Annotated in this window: 13 protein-coding genes; 2 read left to right on the top strand and 11 right to left on the bottom strand. The window is 60.4% G+C overall.

What is annotated here, in order from left to right; genetic code table 11:
* Positions 1-7: 7 nt before the first annotated feature.
* The 8 genes from glgX to ACQZ5G_RS16620 form a co-directional block, all read right to left on the bottom strand.
* On the bottom strand, positions 8-1,963 hold the full coding sequence (glgX, locus tag ACQZ5G_RS16655) for a glycogen debranching protein GlgX (protein ID WP_448738326.1): 1,956 nt from the start codon (positions 1,961-1,963) through the stop codon (positions 8-10).
* Positions 1,964-2,272: 309 nt separating this feature from the next.
* The gene (locus ACQZ5G_RS16650; protein ID WP_448738325.1) at positions 2,273-3,901 is read right to left on the bottom strand and encodes an alpha-D-glucose phosphate-specific phosphoglucomutase; all 1,629 of its coding nucleotides are present in this window, start codon (positions 3,899-3,901) and stop codon (positions 2,273-2,275) included.
* A gap of 4 nt (positions 3,902-3,905) precedes the next feature.
* Positions 3,906-5,348 (bottom strand): glycogen synthase GlgA, encoded by a 1,443-nt coding sequence (gene glgA, locus ACQZ5G_RS16645; protein ID WP_448738324.1) that lies wholly within the window; start codon positions 5,346-5,348, stop codon positions 3,906-3,908.
* 5 nt (positions 5,349-5,353) lie between these two features.
* The gene (gene glgC, locus ACQZ5G_RS16640; RefSeq protein ID WP_448738323.1) at positions 5,354-6,616 is read right to left on the bottom strand and encodes a glucose-1-phosphate adenylyltransferase; all 1,263 of its coding nucleotides are present in this window, start codon (positions 6,614-6,616) and stop codon (positions 5,354-5,356) included.
* Positions 6,617-6,637: 21 nt separating this feature from the next.
* On the bottom strand, positions 6,638-8,845 hold the full coding sequence (glgB, locus tag ACQZ5G_RS16635; RefSeq protein WP_448738322.1) for a 1,4-alpha-glucan branching protein GlgB: 2,208 nt from the start codon (positions 8,843-8,845) through the stop codon (positions 6,638-6,640).
* The gene (locus ACQZ5G_RS16630; protein ID WP_003522152.1) at positions 8,845-11,307 is read right to left on the bottom strand and encodes a glycogen/starch/alpha-glucan phosphorylase; all 2,463 of its coding nucleotides are present in this window, start codon (positions 11,305-11,307) and stop codon (positions 8,845-8,847) included. Before ACQZ5G_RS16630 ends, glgB begins: the two co-directional genes overlap by 1 nt.
* A 441-nt stretch (positions 11,308-11,748) precedes the next feature.
* Complete coding sequence (locus tag ACQZ5G_RS16625; protein WP_035263410.1) at positions 11,749-12,519, bottom strand: class II glutamine amidotransferase; 771 nt, start codon at positions 12,517-12,519, stop codon at positions 11,749-11,751.
* Entirely contained in the window at positions 12,520-13,233 is a 714-nt protein-coding gene (locus ACQZ5G_RS16620) for an aspartate/glutamate racemase family protein (RefSeq protein WP_080819962.1), read from the bottom strand.
* A 167-nt stretch (positions 13,234-13,400) separates the two neighbouring features.
* Here ACQZ5G_RS16620 and ACQZ5G_RS16615 point away from each other — a divergent pair, with 167 nt between their 5' ends.
* Positions 13,401-13,862, top strand: coding sequence for an Lrp/AsnC family transcriptional regulator (locus tag ACQZ5G_RS16615; protein ID WP_003522155.1), 462 nt, complete (start codon positions 13,401-13,403; stop codon positions 13,860-13,862).
* Between the two features lie 18 nt (positions 13,863-13,880).
* On the opposite strand, the gene ACQZ5G_RS16610 is transcribed toward ACQZ5G_RS16615, so the two are convergent.
* The 3 genes from ACQZ5G_RS16610 to ACQZ5G_RS16600 form a co-directional block, all read right to left on the bottom strand.
* Positions 13,881-14,864 (bottom strand): aldose epimerase family protein, encoded by a 984-nt coding sequence (locus tag ACQZ5G_RS16610; RefSeq protein WP_448738321.1) that lies wholly within the window; start codon positions 14,862-14,864, stop codon positions 13,881-13,883.
* Between the two features lie 159 nt (positions 14,865-15,023).
* Positions 15,024-15,917, bottom strand: a complete 894-nt coding sequence (locus tag ACQZ5G_RS16605) for an NAD(P)-dependent oxidoreductase (RefSeq protein ID WP_448738454.1) — start codon at positions 15,915-15,917, stop codon at positions 15,024-15,026.
* 88 nt (positions 15,918-16,005) lie between these two features.
* Positions 16,006-16,761 (bottom strand): SDR family oxidoreductase, encoded by a 756-nt coding sequence (locus ACQZ5G_RS16600; protein WP_003522158.1) that lies wholly within the window; start codon positions 16,759-16,761, stop codon positions 16,006-16,008.
* Between the two features lie 220 nt (positions 16,762-16,981).
* Between ACQZ5G_RS16600 and ACQZ5G_RS16595 the strand changes: the two genes are divergently transcribed.
* A complete protein-coding gene (locus ACQZ5G_RS16595; RefSeq protein WP_448738320.1) occupies positions 16,982-18,013 on the top strand; it encodes an L-idonate 5-dehydrogenase in 1,032 nt (343 codons plus the stop codon).
* Positions 18,014-18,054 lie beyond the last annotated feature (41 nt).

Raw genomic sequence — 18,054 nt, 5'->3', positions numbered from 1 at the left:
GAAGGGATCAACTGCGCAGATAAAACACCACGGAACGGGCGGGCAGGAAGGCGGGATTGCCGAAATCCGTGCCGATCGCATACCACCCATCGCCGGGCAGCGTGAAAGGAACGACCTCGCGACCGCGATTGATGAGAACCGCAAGCTCGACCTCGTCGCCCGTTTCGCGGTCCGACGTTGAAAGCACCATGGCGAAGGCGGGTCCATTCGGGCTTTCCCAGTCCGTAACCGCCATGGGTTCCCCGCCCGGGGCAAGCCATGTCACATCGCCGCTGCCGGAAAAGAAGCCGGTCTCGGAAAAGACGCTGAAGCGTTTGCGAAGCGCTGCGAGAAATGCCGTGTGATCGATCAGTTCGGGGACAAGCGAAGACCAGTCGACCCAGGTGATGTCATTGTCCTGACAATAGGCGTTGTTGTTGCCATGCTGGCTGCGGCCGCCCTCATCGCCGGCGGTCAGCATCAAGACGCCGCGGCTGACGAACAGGGTGGAAAGCAGCGCCTTCACATCCGCAATGCGGGCGGCGACAATGGCAGGGTCATCCGTCGGGCCTTCGAAACCATTGTTCCAGGAGTGGTTTTCATTGTGGCCGTCGCGATTGTTCTCGCCGTTTTTCTCATTGTGCTTGTGTTCGTGGCTGACGAGATCGAACAGGGTGAAGCCGTCATGGGCGGCGAGAAAGTTGACGCTGCGGCTGTTCAAGCGGCCATGGCGGGAAAAGATCGGCGAAGACCCGGAAAGCGCATCTGCCAGCGCCCCGGTGGTGCGGGCGTCGCCGCGCCAGAAGCGGCGCACATCGTCGCGGGCGCGGTCGTTCCACTCCAGAAAGCTTTCGGGGAAATTGCCGAGCTGATATCCGCCGGGTCCGATATCCCATGGTTCGGCGATCAGCAGGCGGTCGTAAAGCAAGGGGTCCGAATGCATGGCCGCGAGCGTTTCGCTCGCCATGTCGAAGCCATTGGCCGTTCGCCCGAGCACGGGCGCGAGGTCGAAACGGAAGCCGTCCACCCCGGCATTCAGAACGAAATGCCGGAGGGAATCGATGATGAGCTGGCGAATATAGGGATGATCGCAGGCAACCGTGTTGCCGGTGCCGGTATCGTTGACCAGCACGCCCGGTTTTCCCGGCGGATGGCGAAAGGCGGTGAGGTTATCGAGCCCGCGCAACGACAGGATCGAACCTTCGATATCGCTTTCGCCGGTATGGTTGAAGACCAGATCGAGAATGACGCCGATGCCCTCCGCATGCAGCGCCGCAACCGTATCCCGCAATTCCCGCACGCCGCCGGGGCAGAGGCGCGGATCGAGCGCCATGAAGCCGACGGGATTATAACCCCAGGCGTTGGAAAGGCCGAGCGGCGGCAGGTGGCGCTCATCGATCCAGGCGGTGATCGGCATCAATTCCACCGCATCGACGCCGATCTTTTTCAGGTGCGCGACAATGGCGGGATGGGCAAGTGCGGCAACGGTGCCCCTGATCTCTTCCGGCACTTCAGGATGCAGCCGGGTGAAGGATTTGACGGCGAGTTCGTAAATCAGCCCGCCTTCGGCAAAAAGCGGCGGTTGACGCCGGACCGGCTCATGCTGCGAAAGGATCGCCTTCGGCATGATCCCGCCGGTCTCCGAACCAAAGGCGTAAAGTGCGGGGTCGTGCCGGAAGGGGCGGTCGATCTCTGTGGCATAGGGGTCGAGCAGCAGCTTTGCAGGATCGAACCAGAGGCCGTGTTCAGGAGCGTAAATGCCGTGAGCGCGAAAGCCGTATCGCGTGCTAGGGCCGGCGTCGGAGACGGTCAACCGGTGAACGTCATCTTCACCGCGCGTCATCGGCAAACGGGCCGTTTCTTTTTCGCCCTTGGTATCGAAAAGGCAGAGATCGATCTGGGAGGCGTGCCGGGAATAGACCGTGAATTCCGTTCCGTTTTCCGTGTGGATTGCACCTTTGGGGAAAACGGAAGGTGTCTGCATGGTCTGTCTCTCCGGGGGATAGTTGTTTCTTCTTCGTAAGGGTAGAAGGTGGCCGGTAATGGAAGGCGGTATACGTCCGCCTGTGATCGATGGCGAACCCAAAACCTCTCCTCCGTCATGCTCGGGCCTGTCCCGAGCATCTGCTACGCATTGATTGGACGATACGTTGGCAGATCCTCGGCACAAGGCCGAGGATGACGTCGAATTTGGCGAGAGGTCTGTTACTACTCTCAGACGGCCTTGTGGCCGCCTCCCGTCTTTTCGATTCTGCGCCTCTCCAGCAACGGCGGATGCAACTGAACAAAACCCTCAGGTAATAACGCTCGGCTCGCTACGGCCGGTATGGGCCTTGATGCCGGCGATCGTATCGGCAACGGAAATCAGGTCGGCGAGCGCCTCCTGCGTTTCGATGCCGTGACGCGCCGCATCCGGCTCGTAACGCTCGACATAGAGGCGAAGCGTGGCGCCCGCAGTACCCGTGCCGGAAAGGCGCAGCACGATGCGCGAACCGCCTTCGAACAGGATGCGGATGCCCTGATTTTTGCTGACCGACTGGTCGACCGGATCGTGATAGGCAAAATCATCCGCCGCCGCGACCTTCAGATTGCCATAACTGGTGCCGGGAAGCGTGGCGAGTTTTTCGCGCAGGGTGGCGACCAGCGTGTTGGCGGCGTCCGAATCCACTTCCTCATAGTCATGGCGGGAATAATAGTTGCGGCCATATTCGGCCCAGTGCTTTGTGACGATGTCCTTCACGCTTTCCTTGCGCGCGGCGACAATGTTCAGCCAGTAAAGCACGGCCCACAGGCCGTCCTTTTCGCGCACATGGTTGGAGCCTGTGCCGAAGCTTTCTTCGCCGCAGATCGTCACCTTGCCGGCATCCATGAGATTGCCGAAGAATTTCCAGCCGGTCGGCGTTTCATACATGCCAAGGCCAAGCTTTTCGGCCACACGGTCCGCTGCCGCACTCGTCGGCATCGAACGGGCAATGCCGGAAATGCCGGCGGCATAACCGGGGGCCAGTCTGGCATTGGCCGCGATGATGGCGAGGCTGTCCGACGGGGTGACGAACATGCCCTTGCCGACCACCATGTTGCGGTCGCCGTCGCCATCGGAGGCCGCGCCGAAATCGGGGCCTTCCGGGCTCATGACGTCGTCATAAAGCTCCTTGGCGTGGACAAGGTTCGGGTCTGGATGATGGCCGCCGAAATCCGGCAGCGGCGTTGCGTTGCGGACGGAGCCCTTCGGCGCGCCGAGGCGCTTTTCGATGATCTCCACGGCATAGGGGCCGGTAACGGCGCTCATGGAATCGACCACGACCTTGAAACCGCCGGCGATCAGCGCACGGATGGCGGCGAAATCGAACAGCTCTTCCATCAGGGCGGCGTAATCGGCAACCGGATCGATCACCTCGACCGTCAGGTCGTCCATCTTGAAGCTGCCCACCTTGTCGAGATCGATATCGGCGGCGTCGGAGATTTTATAGCTGTCGATGACCTTCGAGCGGGCATAGATCGCATCGGTGATCTTTTCCGGTGCGGGGCCGCCATTGCCGATATTGTATTTGATGCCGAAGTCTTCGTTCGGGCCGCCGGGATTGTGGCTGGCGGAAAGCACGATGCCGCCGAAGGCCTTGTATTTGCGGATGACGTTGGAGGCGGCAGGCGTCGAGAGAATGCCGCCCTGACCGACCAATACCTTGCCGAAACCGGCGGCGGCGGCCATCTTGATCGCCTTCTGGATGACTTCGCGATTGTAATAGCGGCCATCGCCGCCGATCACCAGCGTCTGGCCCTGAAAGCCCTCAAGCGCGTCGAAGATCGACTGGATGAAATTCTCGGCGTAATTTTCCTGGGCGAAGACTGGCACCTTCTTGCGCAGGCCGGATGTGCCCGGCTTCTGGTCCTGATAGGGCTTCGTCTGAACAGTCTTGATCATTGTTTCAATGGCCTTTCGAAATAAGCTGGCTGTAAAGCGCGGCGTAAAGACCGGCGCTTTTTTCCCAGGAAACATCGGATTTCATTCCGAGTTTCTGCATTTGTGTCCATAGTTTCGGGTCGTGGTAATAACGGACGGTCCGGCGGATCGCCTGTTTCAGACCATCGAGCGTGACGGGTGAAAATTGCACGCCGGTCGCCGATTTATTGGCGATGGCGGCGTGGTTGGCGTCGATCACCGTGTCGGCAAGGCCGCCGGTGCGGGCGACGACCGGAATGCAGCCATAACGCAGCGCGTAAAGCTGGGTAAGCCCGCAGGGTTCGAAACGCGAGGGAATGATGATCGCATCGCAGCCCGCCTGCATCAGATGCGACAGCGGCTCGTTGTAACCGACGGCAACGCCGACGCGGCCATGGTGGCGGGACGCGGCCGCCAGAAGCGCGCCTTCCAGCGCCACTTCGCCCGCGCCAAGCACCACGAGGCGGCCACCGAGGGCAACGATCTCGTCCACGGCTTCCGCCATGAGGTCGATGCCCTTCTGCCAGGTGAGGCGGGAGATGATGCAGAAAAGCGGGCTGTCATCATCGTCGATGCGGAAATGTTCGGCGACGGCCTTCTTGTTCAGTGCGCGGTTCTTGAGGTTGGCGGCTGAATAATTGTCGTGGATCAGATGATCCGTTGCCGGGTTCCAGACATCGGCGTCGATGCCGTTGACGATGCCGTGCAGCACATGGGCGCGGCTGCCGATGACGCCGTGCAGGCCCATGCCGAATTCCGCGGTGAGGATTTCCTCGGCATAGGACGGGCTGACGGTGCTGAGCGCCGTCGCCGTTTGCAGGCCACCCTTCAGGAAACTCACATCATTATAATATTCCACACCTTCCATGCCGAAAGCATGGGCGGGCAGACCAAGCTTGCTGAAGATATTGGCCCCGAACTGGCCCTGGAAGGCGATGTTATGGATGGTGAGAAGGCTCGGAATTTCAGGCGTTTCAGCATAACGCATATAGACCGGCGAAAGCGCTGCCTGCCAGTCGTGAGCATGCACAAGATCCGGCCGCCAGCCAGGAAAAGCGCCGGCCGCAATGCGGGCCGCCGCCAGCGACAGCGCCGCAAAGCGCCTCCAATTGTCAGGATAATCCTTGCCGGTCTGGTCGAGATAGGGGCCGCCCGAGCGCTCGTAATAGGCGGGCGCATCGAGAATGAGGAGGTCGAGTCCCTCATGCCGCACTTCCAGCACATCGGCTTTTTCACCGAGCAGATCAGCAAATTCGAAACATTTGACGGGATCGGTTACAGCGGCTTTCACCGCCGGATATCCGGGGATTAACGTCCGCGTCTTGATTCCAAGCGCATCCAGCGCGATGGGAAGCGCGCCGACAACGTCGGCGAGCCCTCCGGTCTTTATCAGGGGGTAGATTTCGGATGAAACCGAAAGGACATTCATCGGCGCTACAGGTCCAGCTTGTCGATCATCGATTGGGTGATAAGGCAGATGCCGTTTTCGGTACGGCGGAAACGTTTGGCATCCAGTTCTGGGTCTTCTCCTACAATCAGTCCCTCCGGAATGACCACGCCATGGTCGATGACGACATTGCTGAGCTGGGCATGACGCCCGATCTTCACACTCGGCAGTACTACGGCATTCTCAAGGCGTGAGTATGAATTGGCGCGCACGCCTGTGAACAGAAGGCTGCGGTTGAGCGACGAACCCGAAATGATGCAGTCACCGGAAACAACCGAAGACACGGCGGAACCGCGGCGGTTCTCATCGTCATGCACGAATTTCGCCGGCGGTGTGATTTCCGCATAGGTCCAGATCGGCCAGGATTTGTCGTAGATATCGAGGTCGGGCACCACATCCGTCAGGTCGATATTGGCCTGCCAGTAGGCGTCGATGGTGCCGACGTCCCGCCAGTAGGGGCCATGCTCGAAATCCGAACGTACGCACGAGTCTGCGAAGCGGTGGGCGACGGCTTTGCCGTGCTCTACGATATAGGGAATGATGTCCTTGCCGAAGTCGCGGCTGGAGGTGGGGTCTGCGGCGTCGCGGCGCAACGCTTCCATCAGGAATTTCGTGTGGAAGACGTAGATGCCCATTGAGGCAAGCGCAAAACCCTCATTGCCGGGAATGCCGGGCGGATCGGCCGGCTTTTCGATGAAATCGATGATCTCGTCTTTTTCATTCACATGCATGACGCCGAAGCCCGTTGCTTCCATACGCGGCACTTCAAGGCAGCCGATCGTCACATCCGCACCGGAATCGACATGCTGCTGAAGCATGTATTCGTAGTCCATTTTATAGATATGGTCGCCGGCGAGGATGACCATATATTCCGGCCCATAGGGCTCGATAATGTCGATGTTCTGGTAAACCGCGTCTGCCGTACCTTCATACCATTGCGTTTCGGAAACGCGCTGGGAGGCGGGCAGGATGTCGAAGCTCTCATTACGTTCAGGGCGGAAGAAGTCCCAGCCGCGCTGCAGGTGCCGAATGAGGGAATGCGCCTTGTATTGCGTGGCAACGCCGATGCGGCGAATGCCGGAATTAAGCGCGTTGGAGAGCGCGAAATCGATGATGCGCGCCTTGCCGCCGAAATAGACGGCGGGTTTTGCCCGGCGGTCCGTCAGTTCCTTCAGGCGGCTTCCTCTTCCGCCTGCGAGGACATAGGCCATTGCATCACGCGCCAAAGGCTGAACTCTTTTTTCCGACATGGTGTCCTCCCTCTGTGTCTGTCAGTTTTCCGGCTCGAGCATGATCGTGGCGAGCGGCGGCAGGACGAGCATCGCCCCGATATCGCCGCCGGCATCGACCGCCTGAACGCGTCCGCCATTTCCCTTGCCGCTGCCGCCATAAATTTCGGCGTCGGTGTTGAGAATCTCCCTCCACCGCCCCGCCTGGGGCAGCGGCACATAATAGTTTTCCCGATAGACCGGGGTGAGGTTGCAGATGACTGCGACCGGCTTTTCGCCGGGTGCCGTGCGCAGCCAGGCGAAGACGGAATTCTCGTGATCATCGACCACAAGCCAGCGGAAGCCCTCGGGTTCGCAATCGCGGGCGTGCAGGGCGGCTTTGGATCGATAGGTGAGGTTGAGATCGCGCACGAGGCGGCGCATGCCCTCATGCATCGGATATTGGCGCAGGTTCCAGTCGAGCGAGCCCTTTTCGCTCCATTCGCTCCACTGTGCGAACTCCTGCCCCATGAACAGCAGCTTCTTGCCGGGATAACCCCACATGAAGCCGTAATAGGAGCGAAGATTGGCGAATTTCTGCCAGTCATCGCCGGACATTTTGGCGATCAGCGATCCCTTGCCGTGGACAACCTCGTCGTGGGACAGCGGCAGCACGAAATTTTCGGTGAAGGCGTAAAGCAGGCCGAAGGTCAGTTCCTGATGATGGAACTTGCGATGCACCGGCTCCCGCGAGAAATAACTCAGCGTGTCGTGCATGAAGCCCATATTCCACTTGAAACCGAAACCAAGGCCGCCCTCATGTACCGGCTGCGACACTTTCGGCCACGAGGTGGATTCCTCGGCAATCGTCATGACGCCCGGATGGGTACCATAAACGAGGGAATTCATCTTCTGCAGGAAGCGCACGGATTCGAGATTTTCGCGCCCACCATATTCGTTGGGTATCCACTCGCCCTCCTTGCGGGAGTAGTCCAGGTAGAGCATCGAGGCGACTGCATCGACGCGCAGGCCATCGAGATGGAATTTCTCGGCCCAGTAAAGCGCATTGTTGATGAGGTAGGACATGACCTCGACGCGGCCGAAATTATAGATCGCCGTGTTCCAGTCGGGATGGAAACCCTGACGAGGATCGGCGTGCTCATAGAGCGCCGTGCCGTCGAACCAGCGAAGTCCATGTTCGTCGGTGGGAAAATGCGCGGGAACCCAGTCCAGGAGGATACCGATGCCGACCTTGTGAGCGCCGTTGACGAACCGCGCGAAACCTTCGGGGTCGCCGAAGCGTGCGGTCGGCGCGTAAAGGCCGGTGGTCTGATACCCCCAGGACGGGTCATAGGGGTGTTCGGTGATCGGCAGGAACTCGATGTGGGTGAAGCCCATATCCGTGCAATAGGGAATGAGCTGCGCGGCGAGCTCGTCCCAGCTTAGGAAGGTGCCGTCTTCGCGACGCTGCCAGGAGCCGGCGTGAACCTCGTAAATGCTGATCGGCTGGCGGCGCTGGTCCACCTGCGCCCAATGTTCCCGGTGAGCCTGGTCTTCCCATTTCTGGGTGAGTTCCGGCGCGGTGACGGAGGCGTTCTTCGGCCGCAACTCGGCGCGCCGCGCATAGGGGTCTGCCTTCAACGGCAGAAGCTCGCCGTTTGCGCCGAGGATTTCGAACTTGTAGGCACAGCCGGCATAGACGTCAGGCGCGAAGATTTCCCAGATGCCGGTATCCTTGCGGAACCGCATGACATGCCGTCGGCCATCCCAATTGTTGAAATCGCCGACGACGGAAACGCGCCGCGCATTGGGAGCCCATACGGCGAAGTGGAAGCCCTCGACGCCCTCGAGCTTCAGCGGATGCGCGCCCATCCTGTCGAAGAGCCGCAGATGCGATCCTTCGCGGACGAAATAATCGTCCATGGGGCCGAGAACCGGGCCGAAGCTGTAGGGGTCGGTCACCGCCCATTCGGCATCGTCGCGGCTGGCGCGATACCGCACCGGCTGTCGCTTCGAAAGATCGATCCGGCCTTCGAAAAAGCCGTCCGGATCGATCCGCTTCAATTCGCCCACGAAATTTCCGTCCAGCGTCAGGACGGAAACCTCCTCGGCGCCGGGAATGAAACAGCGGGCGGAAAACCCTTCCGGCGTTTCGTGAACGCCGAGAAGGGCAAAGGGATTGGAATGCAAACCGCTCTTGATCGCCTCGATTTCAGCCTTCGTGATGTCGCCAGTCTTTTTCTCTTCGGCCGAATTGAGCGGTTTTTTCATCAGGCTCTCCAGATCTCGGTGGCATATTGGCGGATTGTCCTGTCGGACGAGAACCAGCCCATACGCGCCGTGTTGCGCACTGTCTTGGCATACCAGCTATCCGGATCGCTCCAGATCGCGTCCACTTCGCGCTGTGCATTGGCATAGGCGTCGAAATCGGCGGCGACCATGAACCAGTCGCTGTTGTAGATACCGTCGATCAGGCCGGCGAAACGGGAGCGGTCATCCGGCGAGAAGACGCCGGAGGCGATGGAAGACAGCGCCTGCGACAGCTCGGCCGATCCTTCGATGATCGCGCGGGGATTGTGGCCTTCGGCGCGCGCCTTGGCCACTTCGTCCGCCGTCATTCCGAAGATGACGATATTCTCCGCGCCGACATGATCGCGCATTTCGACATTGGCGCCATCGAGCGTGCCGATGGTGAGCGCGCCGTTGAGTGCGAATTTCATGTTGCCGGTGCCGGAAGCTTCCATGCCGGCCGTCGATATCTGTTCGGAAAGATCAGCGGCGGGAACCATGATTTCCGCAAGTGAGACGTTATAGTTCGGAACAAACACCACTTTCAGAAGCCCGCGCACGGCCGGATCGTTGTTGATGACCCGGGCAATATCGTTGGCAAGCTTTATGATCAGCTTCGCGTTGTGATAACTCGGCGCCGCCTTGCCTGCGAAGAACTTAACGCGCGGCACCCAATCCAGTTCCGGGTGGGAACGGATCTGGTCGTAAAGGGCGACAGTCTCAACAAGGTTCAGAAGCTGGCGCTTATATTCATGGATACGCTTGATCTGGATGTCGAACATGGCCGAGGGATCGACGCGGATGCCCATGCGCTGCGCCACCGTATTGGCAAGCCGCACCTTGTTCAGACGCTTCACCTCGGCGAATTTTTCGCGGAAACCGGCATCGTCGGCAAAACGGTCGAGCGCGGTGAGCTTTTCCGCATCGTCGAGGAAATCGTCGCCGATTGCTTCGCGCAGCAGGCTGGTGAGGCCCGGATTGCACTGCATCAGCCAGCGGCGCGGTGTGATGCCATTGGTCTTGTTGTTGATACGGTCAGGATAAAGGCTGTGCAGGTCGGCAAAGACCGTTTCCTTCATCAGGTCTGTATGAAGGGCGGAAACGCCGTTGATGGAATGCGAGCCGATAAAGGCGAGGTTGCCCATGCGCACGCGGCGTTCGCCGCCTTCATCGATCAGCGAGATCGAACGGATCTGCTGATCCGCCATCTTCTTTTCCTTGCGGGCGTAGACCAGCGTGTTGGCGTTGATCGCATAGACGATCTGCATATGTCTTGGCAAAAGACGCTCGAGCAGCGGCACCGGCCAGCTTTCCAGCGCCTCCGGCAGAAGTGTGTGGTTGGTATAGGAGAAGGTGCCCTGCGTGATCTTCCAGGCTTCCTCGAATTCCAGCCCGTGCACATCGCACAGAAGACGCATCATTTCAGCGATGGAAATGGCCGGATGCGTGTCGTTGAGCTGGATCGAGACCTTCTCGGGTAGCGAGGTGAAATCCGGGTACTGCTGCAGGTGACGGCGCAGAATGTCCTGCAGCGAGGCGGAGGAGAAGAAGAATTCCTGCCGCAGGCGCAGTTCCTGACCGGCGGGCGTCGCGTCCGCAGGATAGAGAACCCGCGTCAGGCTTTCCGCCTTGTTGCTTTCGCGCAATGCACCGATATGGTCGCCGGCATTGAAAGCGGCCAGCAGAATGGGGTCGATCGGCTGCGCCGACCATAGGCGAAGCGTATTGACGCGGGTGCCGCGCCAGCCCACGACCGGCGTATCGTAAGCCATGGCGATGACGCGTTCGGCGGGTTTCCAGACGAAACGCTGCGGATCTTCATAACCGCCGATGGTTTCCACCGAGCCGCCGAAGCCGACCTCATAGGAGCTTTCGCGGCGCTCGAATTCCCAGGGGTTGCCGTGCGCCAGCCAGGTTTCCGGCAGTTCCACCTGCCAGCCATCCGCCATCTGCTGGCGGAAGAGGCCGTGCACGTAACGGATGCCGTAGCCATAGGCGGGAATGTCCACGGTCGCCATGGATTCCATGAAACAGGCCGCGAGACGGCCAAGGCCGCCATTGCCGAGTGCGGCGTCCGGCTCCAGACCGGCAATGACATCCAGATCGACGCCGAGCGAGGACAGTGCATCGCGGATTTCGTGCATCAGGCCGATATTGGAGATGGCGTCGCGCATCAGGCGGCCGATCAGGAATTCGAGCGACAGGTAATAAACGCGCTTGGAATTGTTGGCATAGGCCTTGCGGGTGGATTCCATCCACTTGTCGATGATGCGGTCGCGCACGACGAGGATGGTTGCGGTCAGCCAGTCATGCGGCTTGGCAACCTTGACATCCTTGCCGATACGGTAGGTGAGGCGTTCGATGATTTCCGACGCCATGATTTCCGGGTTGGAACTGCGCGGGGCGGGACGGGGAAGATCGGCGGCGTTAAGATTATTGATCATTGGTCGGTCAGCACCTTGGTGGGAGGAGAGGGTCTGATGAGGTCGATCCGGCTTGCCTTTGCTGATGCCAGTTTATGCATCGATATGGAGGCGTGGCAACAGCAATTTTTTCGGAAAATTGAACAGCTTAGCGCAATGAAAAATAAGTGTTTTTCTCGGCGCCCAAAGGATCGCCGAAGGCATTGATCGCCCTGTCTGCGCCGTTCTTCAGCGGATTTTCTTGGTCCTTGCGATGCCGGGCATCGCTCGGAAAAGGGGAAGAGGCTGCAATACTTCTGAAATGGTTCACCGGTCCTGAAATCTGTTTCGAACTATCGGATCACACACTAGCCTTCGCGGTTGTGAAAATTCAATGAAAATAAACAGGGCAGCGCTGCCGCCGCGCCGACCTGTGGTGGCGCGGGTGTAAAAACCGGCTGCGATCATCGCCAGTGGCGCTGTTTACGGCAGGAGAAAAGGCTCCATCGCCATCTCGCCGGCGCGGATCGTCACCCTGGTATTGGGGGGAACGGCGCACCATGGCGCGCAATCGAAGGAAAAGGGTTCGGAACTCAATGCGATGCCGTCATCGAGCCCACGCCAGTAGAGTGTCGGCGGCTTGTCGTCGCTTGACCAGCGGAAGGCATGCAGGCAATCGCCATCCATAAGAACGGCGCTGAATCGCAGCGCGGAAGAGACGCCTGCCGCCATCATCTTTTCCTGGCAAAGCCGCAGCGCGGTGGAAATGGCGCGAACCGGTTCGGTGTCGAGGCCATGCCCGGCGGCAATCAGGAAAATGGCTTCGCTATCGCCGGTGCCACGCCGGGATGCATAGATATCGTCGGGGATGAGGGAATCGATATCGCGCCTGATCTGCTCGTAACCGCCGATCTGGCCGTTATGCATGAACAGGTATCGCCCATGCGCAAAGGGATGGCAATTGGCGCGGGACACTTCGCCTGATGTGGCGGAGCGGACATGGGCCATGAACATGCCCGAGCGGAGCTGGTGGCAAAGCGCTGCCAGATTGGCGTCCGACCAGGCGGGCCTTGTATCGCGAAAAACGCCGGGCGTTCCGCGTTCGCCATACCAGCCAAGGCCGCAGCCATCGCCATTGACGACGGTTTTCGCTTCCCTTGCGGCCATGGACTGGCTGACCAGCGATGCTTCCGGCTCGATCAGCAGGCTGTCGAGCCAGACCGGCTTACCGGAATAGGCAAAGAGGCGGCACATTCATGCGGCTCTGTTCAGGGCCTTGTTTCCGAGCGCGAAGCCGACGGCGGCCTTCGCGTGAATGGCGGTCGAATCGTAACCCGGCAGCGGCAGGGCATCGGGATCGATCAGCAGCGAAATCTCGGTGCAGCCGAGAATGACGGAATCGACGCCGAGTGCACGGGCCTTCTCGATGACCGCGAGATAGCGCTCGCGCGAGCAGGACTTGATTTCGCCCTGGCAAAGTTCACCGAAGATGATGTCGTGGATCGCAACCCGGTCTTCCGCATCGGGCACGACCACCTCGACGCCGTGGCGGCGCATGCGGTCGGTGTAGAAACCGTGTTCCATCGTATAGCGGGTGGCGAGCAGCAGCGGCTTGCGGCGTCCGTCCGCCTTCAGGGCTGCGGCGGTTTCATCGATGATATCGATCAGCGCCACGCCGGACATCTTCTCCACGGTGTCAGCGACCAGATGCATGGTGTTGGTGCAGATCAGCACGCAATCGGCGCCCGCATTGGCAAGGCGCGCGCCGGCCGCACCCAGAAGCGCACCTGCCTCATCCCAGCGATCGGCCTTCTGAAGGGCGACGACTTCGGAAAAATCGAGCGAATGCATGACGATGTCGGCCGAGACCAGTCCGCCGCGGCTGTCGCGCACGGCCTCGTTGATCATGCGGTAATAGGTTGCGGTGGATTCCCAGCTCATGCCGCCGATCAGGCCGATCCGTTTCATAAGAGTTCCCTTATCAAGTTTGATTGAAAATAAGGATGCCATCGTCGGGACGAAAACGGCATGCGTTTTTGCAGGGATTTCGCGGCATATATGCAAAATTGAGGCGCTATTTGTCAAAATATCGCAAACTTCTTGCGCCCTTGCGTTAACCTGTGCATTCTTTATCGATGATTGATGATCGTGACCGCCGAATCCTTGCGATTCTCCAGGAGAATGCAGAAACGCCGCTCGCCGATATCGCGGAGGAAGTGTCGCTGTCGCTGTCCGCCTGTTCGCGACGCATTACGCGGTTGCGGGCGGAAGGTTATGTGACGGGTACGATGGCGCTGCTGGACCGACGCAAGATCAACCTGCCGACCACGGTTTTCCTGCTGGTGAGAACCGGCCTGCATGCGGAGGACTGGCTGGACCGGTTCCATGCCGCCGTCAGCACCATACCGGAAATTGTCGAGGTTCACCGGCTGACCGGCAATTTCGATTATATTCTGAAACTGGTGCTGCCGAATGTCGAATATTACGACACGATCTACAAACAGATCCTGCGCCGCGTCGAGCTTTACGACATGTCCGCTTATATCTCGATGGAAACGGTGAAGCTGTCGTCTTCGCTGCCGACGACACATATCTGAGGGCTCATCGAACCTTGGTCAGCGCGCCGTCTCGAAACGAACGCCGAAGCGGAAGCTTCGCGTCTTGCCCGGTTGCAGCGCAATCGCATCCGCGAGTTCCAGCTGGTTGAAGGCGTTGGTCGGCGTCTCCACCGGTTCGAGCGCGATGGAGTGCCGCCTGTCGCGGGCGAGTGTGTCGCCGGTGAAGACATGCATGTGCCCGCGCTCCTGCCATACCGTCAGGCTCGAACCGTCGTGCTGGTTTTCGAGCCTCGTCTCGTAAAGCCCGTTTTCGGATGCGATGAGGTCGGTGAAGCAGACATCGAGCACATGGCCGGCCAGCGGCGCATGGAGAAAACGGGTGTCGTCCCGTTTGACCATCCCGCCCTGTGGGTTGCGCAGGGGGATCAGGTCTTCGTCTGTTTCAATCGCCGTTCGCGAGGGCAGCGTGAGAAGAAGGTCGTCGATAGACGTCGTGCCGGGCAGGCGGAAATAGGGATGCCAGCCGGCGGCGAAAGGCAGGGGTCGGTCATCGCGATTGATGCCGCGTATGTCGATGGTGACCTCATGGCCGGCGAAACGATATTCCACCTCCATGGCGAGACGGTAGGGATAACCCTTGAAATCCACAGGCGCTATTTCGGCGCGGAAGACGAGAATGTGAGCGCCGTTTTCCTCGAAAGACTGCGCAAGCGCGAAGGGCAGGGCTCTCGCAAATCCGTGGAAGACGGGGGCTTCATTGGCAAGCACCGGCTCAATGCGGTGCATCTGCCCGCCAAAACTGAACCGACCATCCGGGATGCGATTGGTGAAGGGCGCGAGAATGCCGTTTCTCACGCCGTTTTGCGACTGCATTTCGGCAGGCGTCGAATATCCGTCGACAAGATTTTCACTTTTGCCGCCATTGGCAGAGACCGGCCGCCAGCTTAGAAGCGTCGCGCCCTCGTAAGCGATTTCGGCAGTGAAACCGTTTCCAGAAACGGTCAGACCGGCAATCCCCGTGCCTGTGGTGGAGGGTGTCATCGGGAAATTGTCCTTTGCATGCATGCGTCTGCGGTCATCGGGGCAGCTGCCGTGCCGATTCGCCCGATCATCTTCGCTGAAGGACAATTTCGCAATGGCCGTTAAGGGCCCGCAAGGGCTGTATCAACAGGCTCCTGCCATCCTATGTCTGCCGGGCAATCAGTCCGGAAAAGTGCGTTTCGCGCCGCTGAAATATTCCATCAGCGCGGCCTGATCCTCCCCACCCAGCCCGGCCGCCGTCAGCATGCGGTGTACCTCGGCGCAAACCGCTGTCAGCGGCATCGCCGTGTTGGTGCGCCGGGCGAGATCCTGCGCGCCGTTGAGGTCTTTCACCATATTGTCGATGCGGCCGGTGCGGCGGTAATCCCTCGCCACATAACGCGGCATATATTCCTGCAGGATGGCGCTGTCGGCGCGGCCGCCCTTCAGTGCCTGCGGGATTTTGGCGGCATCGACGCCGGCATCCAGCGCAAGCTGCGTTGCTTCCGCGACCGCAAGGAAGTTCAGCCCGCACAGGACCTGGTTGATGAGTTTCGTCGTCTGCCCCGCGCCGCAGGGTCCCATGTGGGTATAATTGCTGGCCACATGCTGCAGCACGCGATGCGCATCGGCCACATCCGTTTCGCTGCCGCCGGCCATCAGTGTCAATTGCCCGATGAGCGCCTTGGGCGCGCCACCCGAAAGCGGGCTGTCCACCCAGCGCAGGCCTTTTTCCGCGGCATCGGCCGCCAGTTCCTTCGTCGCTTCCGGATCGATGGAGGACATGTCGATGATGAGCGTGTCGGGCTTCGCTCCCGCCGCGACGCCATCCTTGCCGAAGACGGCGATGCGAACGATTTTCGGCGAATTGAGGCTGAGGATGACCACATCGGAAACCGAAGCCGCTTCCGCCGCCGTACCCGCGCTCTGCGCGCCAAGGCTCGTCAGCGCCGCCACCTTTTCCGCATCCAGATCGAAAACCGTCAGCTGATTTCCGGTCTCGATGAGCCGTGTGCCGATTGCCCCGCCCATGGCGCCGGCGCCGATGAGGGCGACTTTGTTCTTCTCGGTCATGGTGTTCACGGCCTCCTCCCAAAGTGTCGTGGTGTCGTCGGTTCAAAACCGGATGGCGGCCGCAGCCGGCCATCCGGTTTCGGTGTTTTTAAAGCGAAGCGGTGATGCCGCCGTCGACGTAGAGAATATGTCCGTTCACGAAGGACGAGGCATCGGACGACAGGAAGATGCAGGCGCCGACAAGCTCTTCGACCTTGCCCCAGCGACCGGCGGGCGTGCGCTTTTCAAGCCATGCCGAGAAGGTTTCGTCCGCCACCAGGGCCGCGTTGAGCGGCGTGTCGAAATAGCCGGGCGCGATGGCGTTGCATTGCAGGCCGTATTTGGCCCAGTCCGTCGCCATGCCTTTCGTCAGGTTGCCGACGGCGCCCTTGGTGGCGGTGTAGGGCGCGATGCCGGGGCGGGCAAGGGCGGTCTGAACGCTGGCGATGTTGATGATCTTGCCACGGCCGCGGCTGATCATATGGCGCGCGGCCGCCTGTCCGGCGTGGAACACCGAAGCGATGTTGGTCTGCAGCAGGCGCTCGAAGGCATCCGCCGGAAAATCCTCGAGCGGCGTGCGGTGCTGCATGCCGGCATTGTTGACCAGAATATCGATGGGGCCGACTTCCGCCTCGAAGCCGTCGATGGCCTTGCGCACCGCTTCATGATCGGTGGCGTCGAAGGCAAGCGTTTTCGCACCCTTGATGCCGGCGGCGGCGGCTTTCAGCTTCGCCTCGTCGCGCCCGTTCAGCACCACTTCCGCTCCCGCTTCCGCCAGCCCTTGCGCCAGCGCGAAGCCGATGCCCTGGGACGAACCCGTGATCAGGGCGCGGCGGCCGGAAAGATCGAACAATTTAAGGCCCACTGTTTCCTCCAGTCTCTCGACATTGCATTCATACAGGTTTATGTTATCGATAACATTCATCCCTTTCAGACGTGGATGTCAAGGCTTAAACGCCCGGTTTCGGTACGGATCGGGCGGGCGGGGAGGCTGCAGGACGTGCAAATGCGCGGCAGGCGGCGGTGACAGGGATGCGGATTATTTTGTCGCGCCGCTCAGGCGCGATGTCGAAAGGGAGATATTTATGAGAGCGATTGTTGCCCATGGGGCGAAGGATGTGCGCATCGAGGAGCGGCCCGAGGAAGCGCCGGGGCCGGGAGAAGTGCGGCTTCGTCTGGTCCGGGGTGGAATTTGCGGCAGCGATCTGCATTATTACAATCATGGCGGTTTCGGTGCGGTGCGGCTTTGTGAACCCATGGTGCTTGGCCATGAGGTCTCCGCCGTCATCGAAGAACTGGGCGAAGGCGTGGAAGGGCTGAAGATCGGCGGTCTGGTTGCGGTTTCGCCGTCCCGCCCATGCCGAACCTGCCGCTTTTGCCAGGAAGGTCTGCACAACCAGTGCCTCAACATGCGCTTTTATGGCAGCGCCATGCCTTTCCCGCATATTCAGGGCGCTTTCCGTGAGGTTCTCGTGGCCGACGCCCTGCAATGCGTGCCGGCCGATGGCCTCAGCGCCGGCGAGGCGGCCATGGCGGAACCGCTGGCGGTGACGCTGCATGCCACGCGCCGCGCCGGGGATTTGCTCGGAAAACGCGTGCTCGTCACGGGTTGCGGCCCCATCGGCATCCTGTCCATTCTGGCGGCGCGTCGGGCCGGCGCAGCTGAGATCGTCGCGACCGATCTTTCCGATTTCACGCTTGCCAAAGCGCGAGAGGCCGGTGCGGATCGTGTCATCAACAGCAAGGATGAGCCCGACGCACTTGCCGCCTATGGTGCCAACAAGGGAACCTTCGATGTTCTCTATGAATGCTCGGGCGCCGCCGTGGCGCTTGCCGGCGGCATTGCGGCGCTTCGTCCGCGCGGCATCATCGTCCAGCTCGGCCTTGGCGGCGATATGAGCCTGCCGATGATGGCGATCACCGCCAAGGAACTGGATCTGCGGGGCTCTTTCCGCTTCCACGAGGAATTCGCCACCGGGGTCGAATTGATGCGCAAGGGCCTGATCGACGTCAAGCCGTTCATCACCCAGACCGTCGATCTCGCCGACGCCATCTCGGCCTTCGAATTCGCCTCGGACCGCAGCCGTGCGATGAAGGTGCAGATCGCTTTTTCGTAAGCAACGTTTTTACGCGCGAATGTGCCGACGTTTTGATCGGC

This window comes from Agrobacterium sp. 22-214-1, assembly GCF_053522465.1.
Note: the sequence above shows the minus strand (reverse complement) of the source record. Positions and strands in the feature narration are given on the sequence as shown.

Excerpts from the sequence above, each read along its gene's own strand:
- glgX (WP_448738326.1), bottom strand. The coding sequence starts at position 1,963 with ATGCAGACACCTTCCGTTTTCCCCAAAGGTGCAATCCACACGGAAAAC.
- ACQZ5G_RS16650 (WP_448738325.1), bottom strand. The coding sequence starts at position 3,901 with ATGATCAAGACTGTTCAGACGAAGCCCTATCAGGACCAGAAGCCGGGC.
- glgA (WP_448738324.1), bottom strand. The coding sequence starts at position 5,348 with ATGAATGTCCTTTCGGTTTCATCCGAAATCTACCCCCTGATAAAGACC.
- glgC (WP_448738323.1), bottom strand. The coding sequence starts at position 6,616 with ATGTCGGAAAAAAGAGTTCAGCCTTTGGCGCGTGATGCAATGGCCTAT.
- glgB (WP_448738322.1), bottom strand. The coding sequence starts at position 8,845 with ATGAAAAAACCGCTCAATTCGGCCGAAGAGAAAAAGACTGGCGACATC.
- ACQZ5G_RS16630 (WP_003522152.1), bottom strand. The coding sequence starts at position 11,307 with ATGATCAATAATCTTAACGCCGCCGATCTTCCCCGTCCCGCCCCGCGC.
- ACQZ5G_RS16625 (WP_035263410.1), bottom strand. The coding sequence starts at position 12,519 with ATGTGCCGCCTCTTTGCCTATTCCGGTAAGCCGGTCTGGCTCGACAGC.
- ACQZ5G_RS16620 (WP_080819962.1), bottom strand. The coding sequence starts at position 13,233 with ATGAAACGGATCGGCCTGATCGGCGGCATGAGCTGGGAATCCACCGCA.
- ACQZ5G_RS16615 (WP_003522155.1), top strand. The coding sequence starts at position 13,401 with ATGATTGATGATCGTGACCGCCGAATCCTTGCGATTCTCCAGGAGAAT.
- ACQZ5G_RS16610 (WP_448738321.1), bottom strand. The coding sequence starts at position 14,864 with ATGACACCCTCCACCACAGGCACGGGGATTGCCGGTCTGACCGTTTCT.
- ACQZ5G_RS16605 (WP_448738454.1), bottom strand. The coding sequence starts at position 15,917 with ATGACCGAGAAGAACAAAGTCGCCCTCATCGGCGCCGGCGCCATGGGC.
- ACQZ5G_RS16595 (WP_448738320.1), top strand. The coding sequence starts at position 16,982 with ATGAGAGCGATTGTTGCCCATGGGGCGAAGGATGTGCGCATCGAGGAG.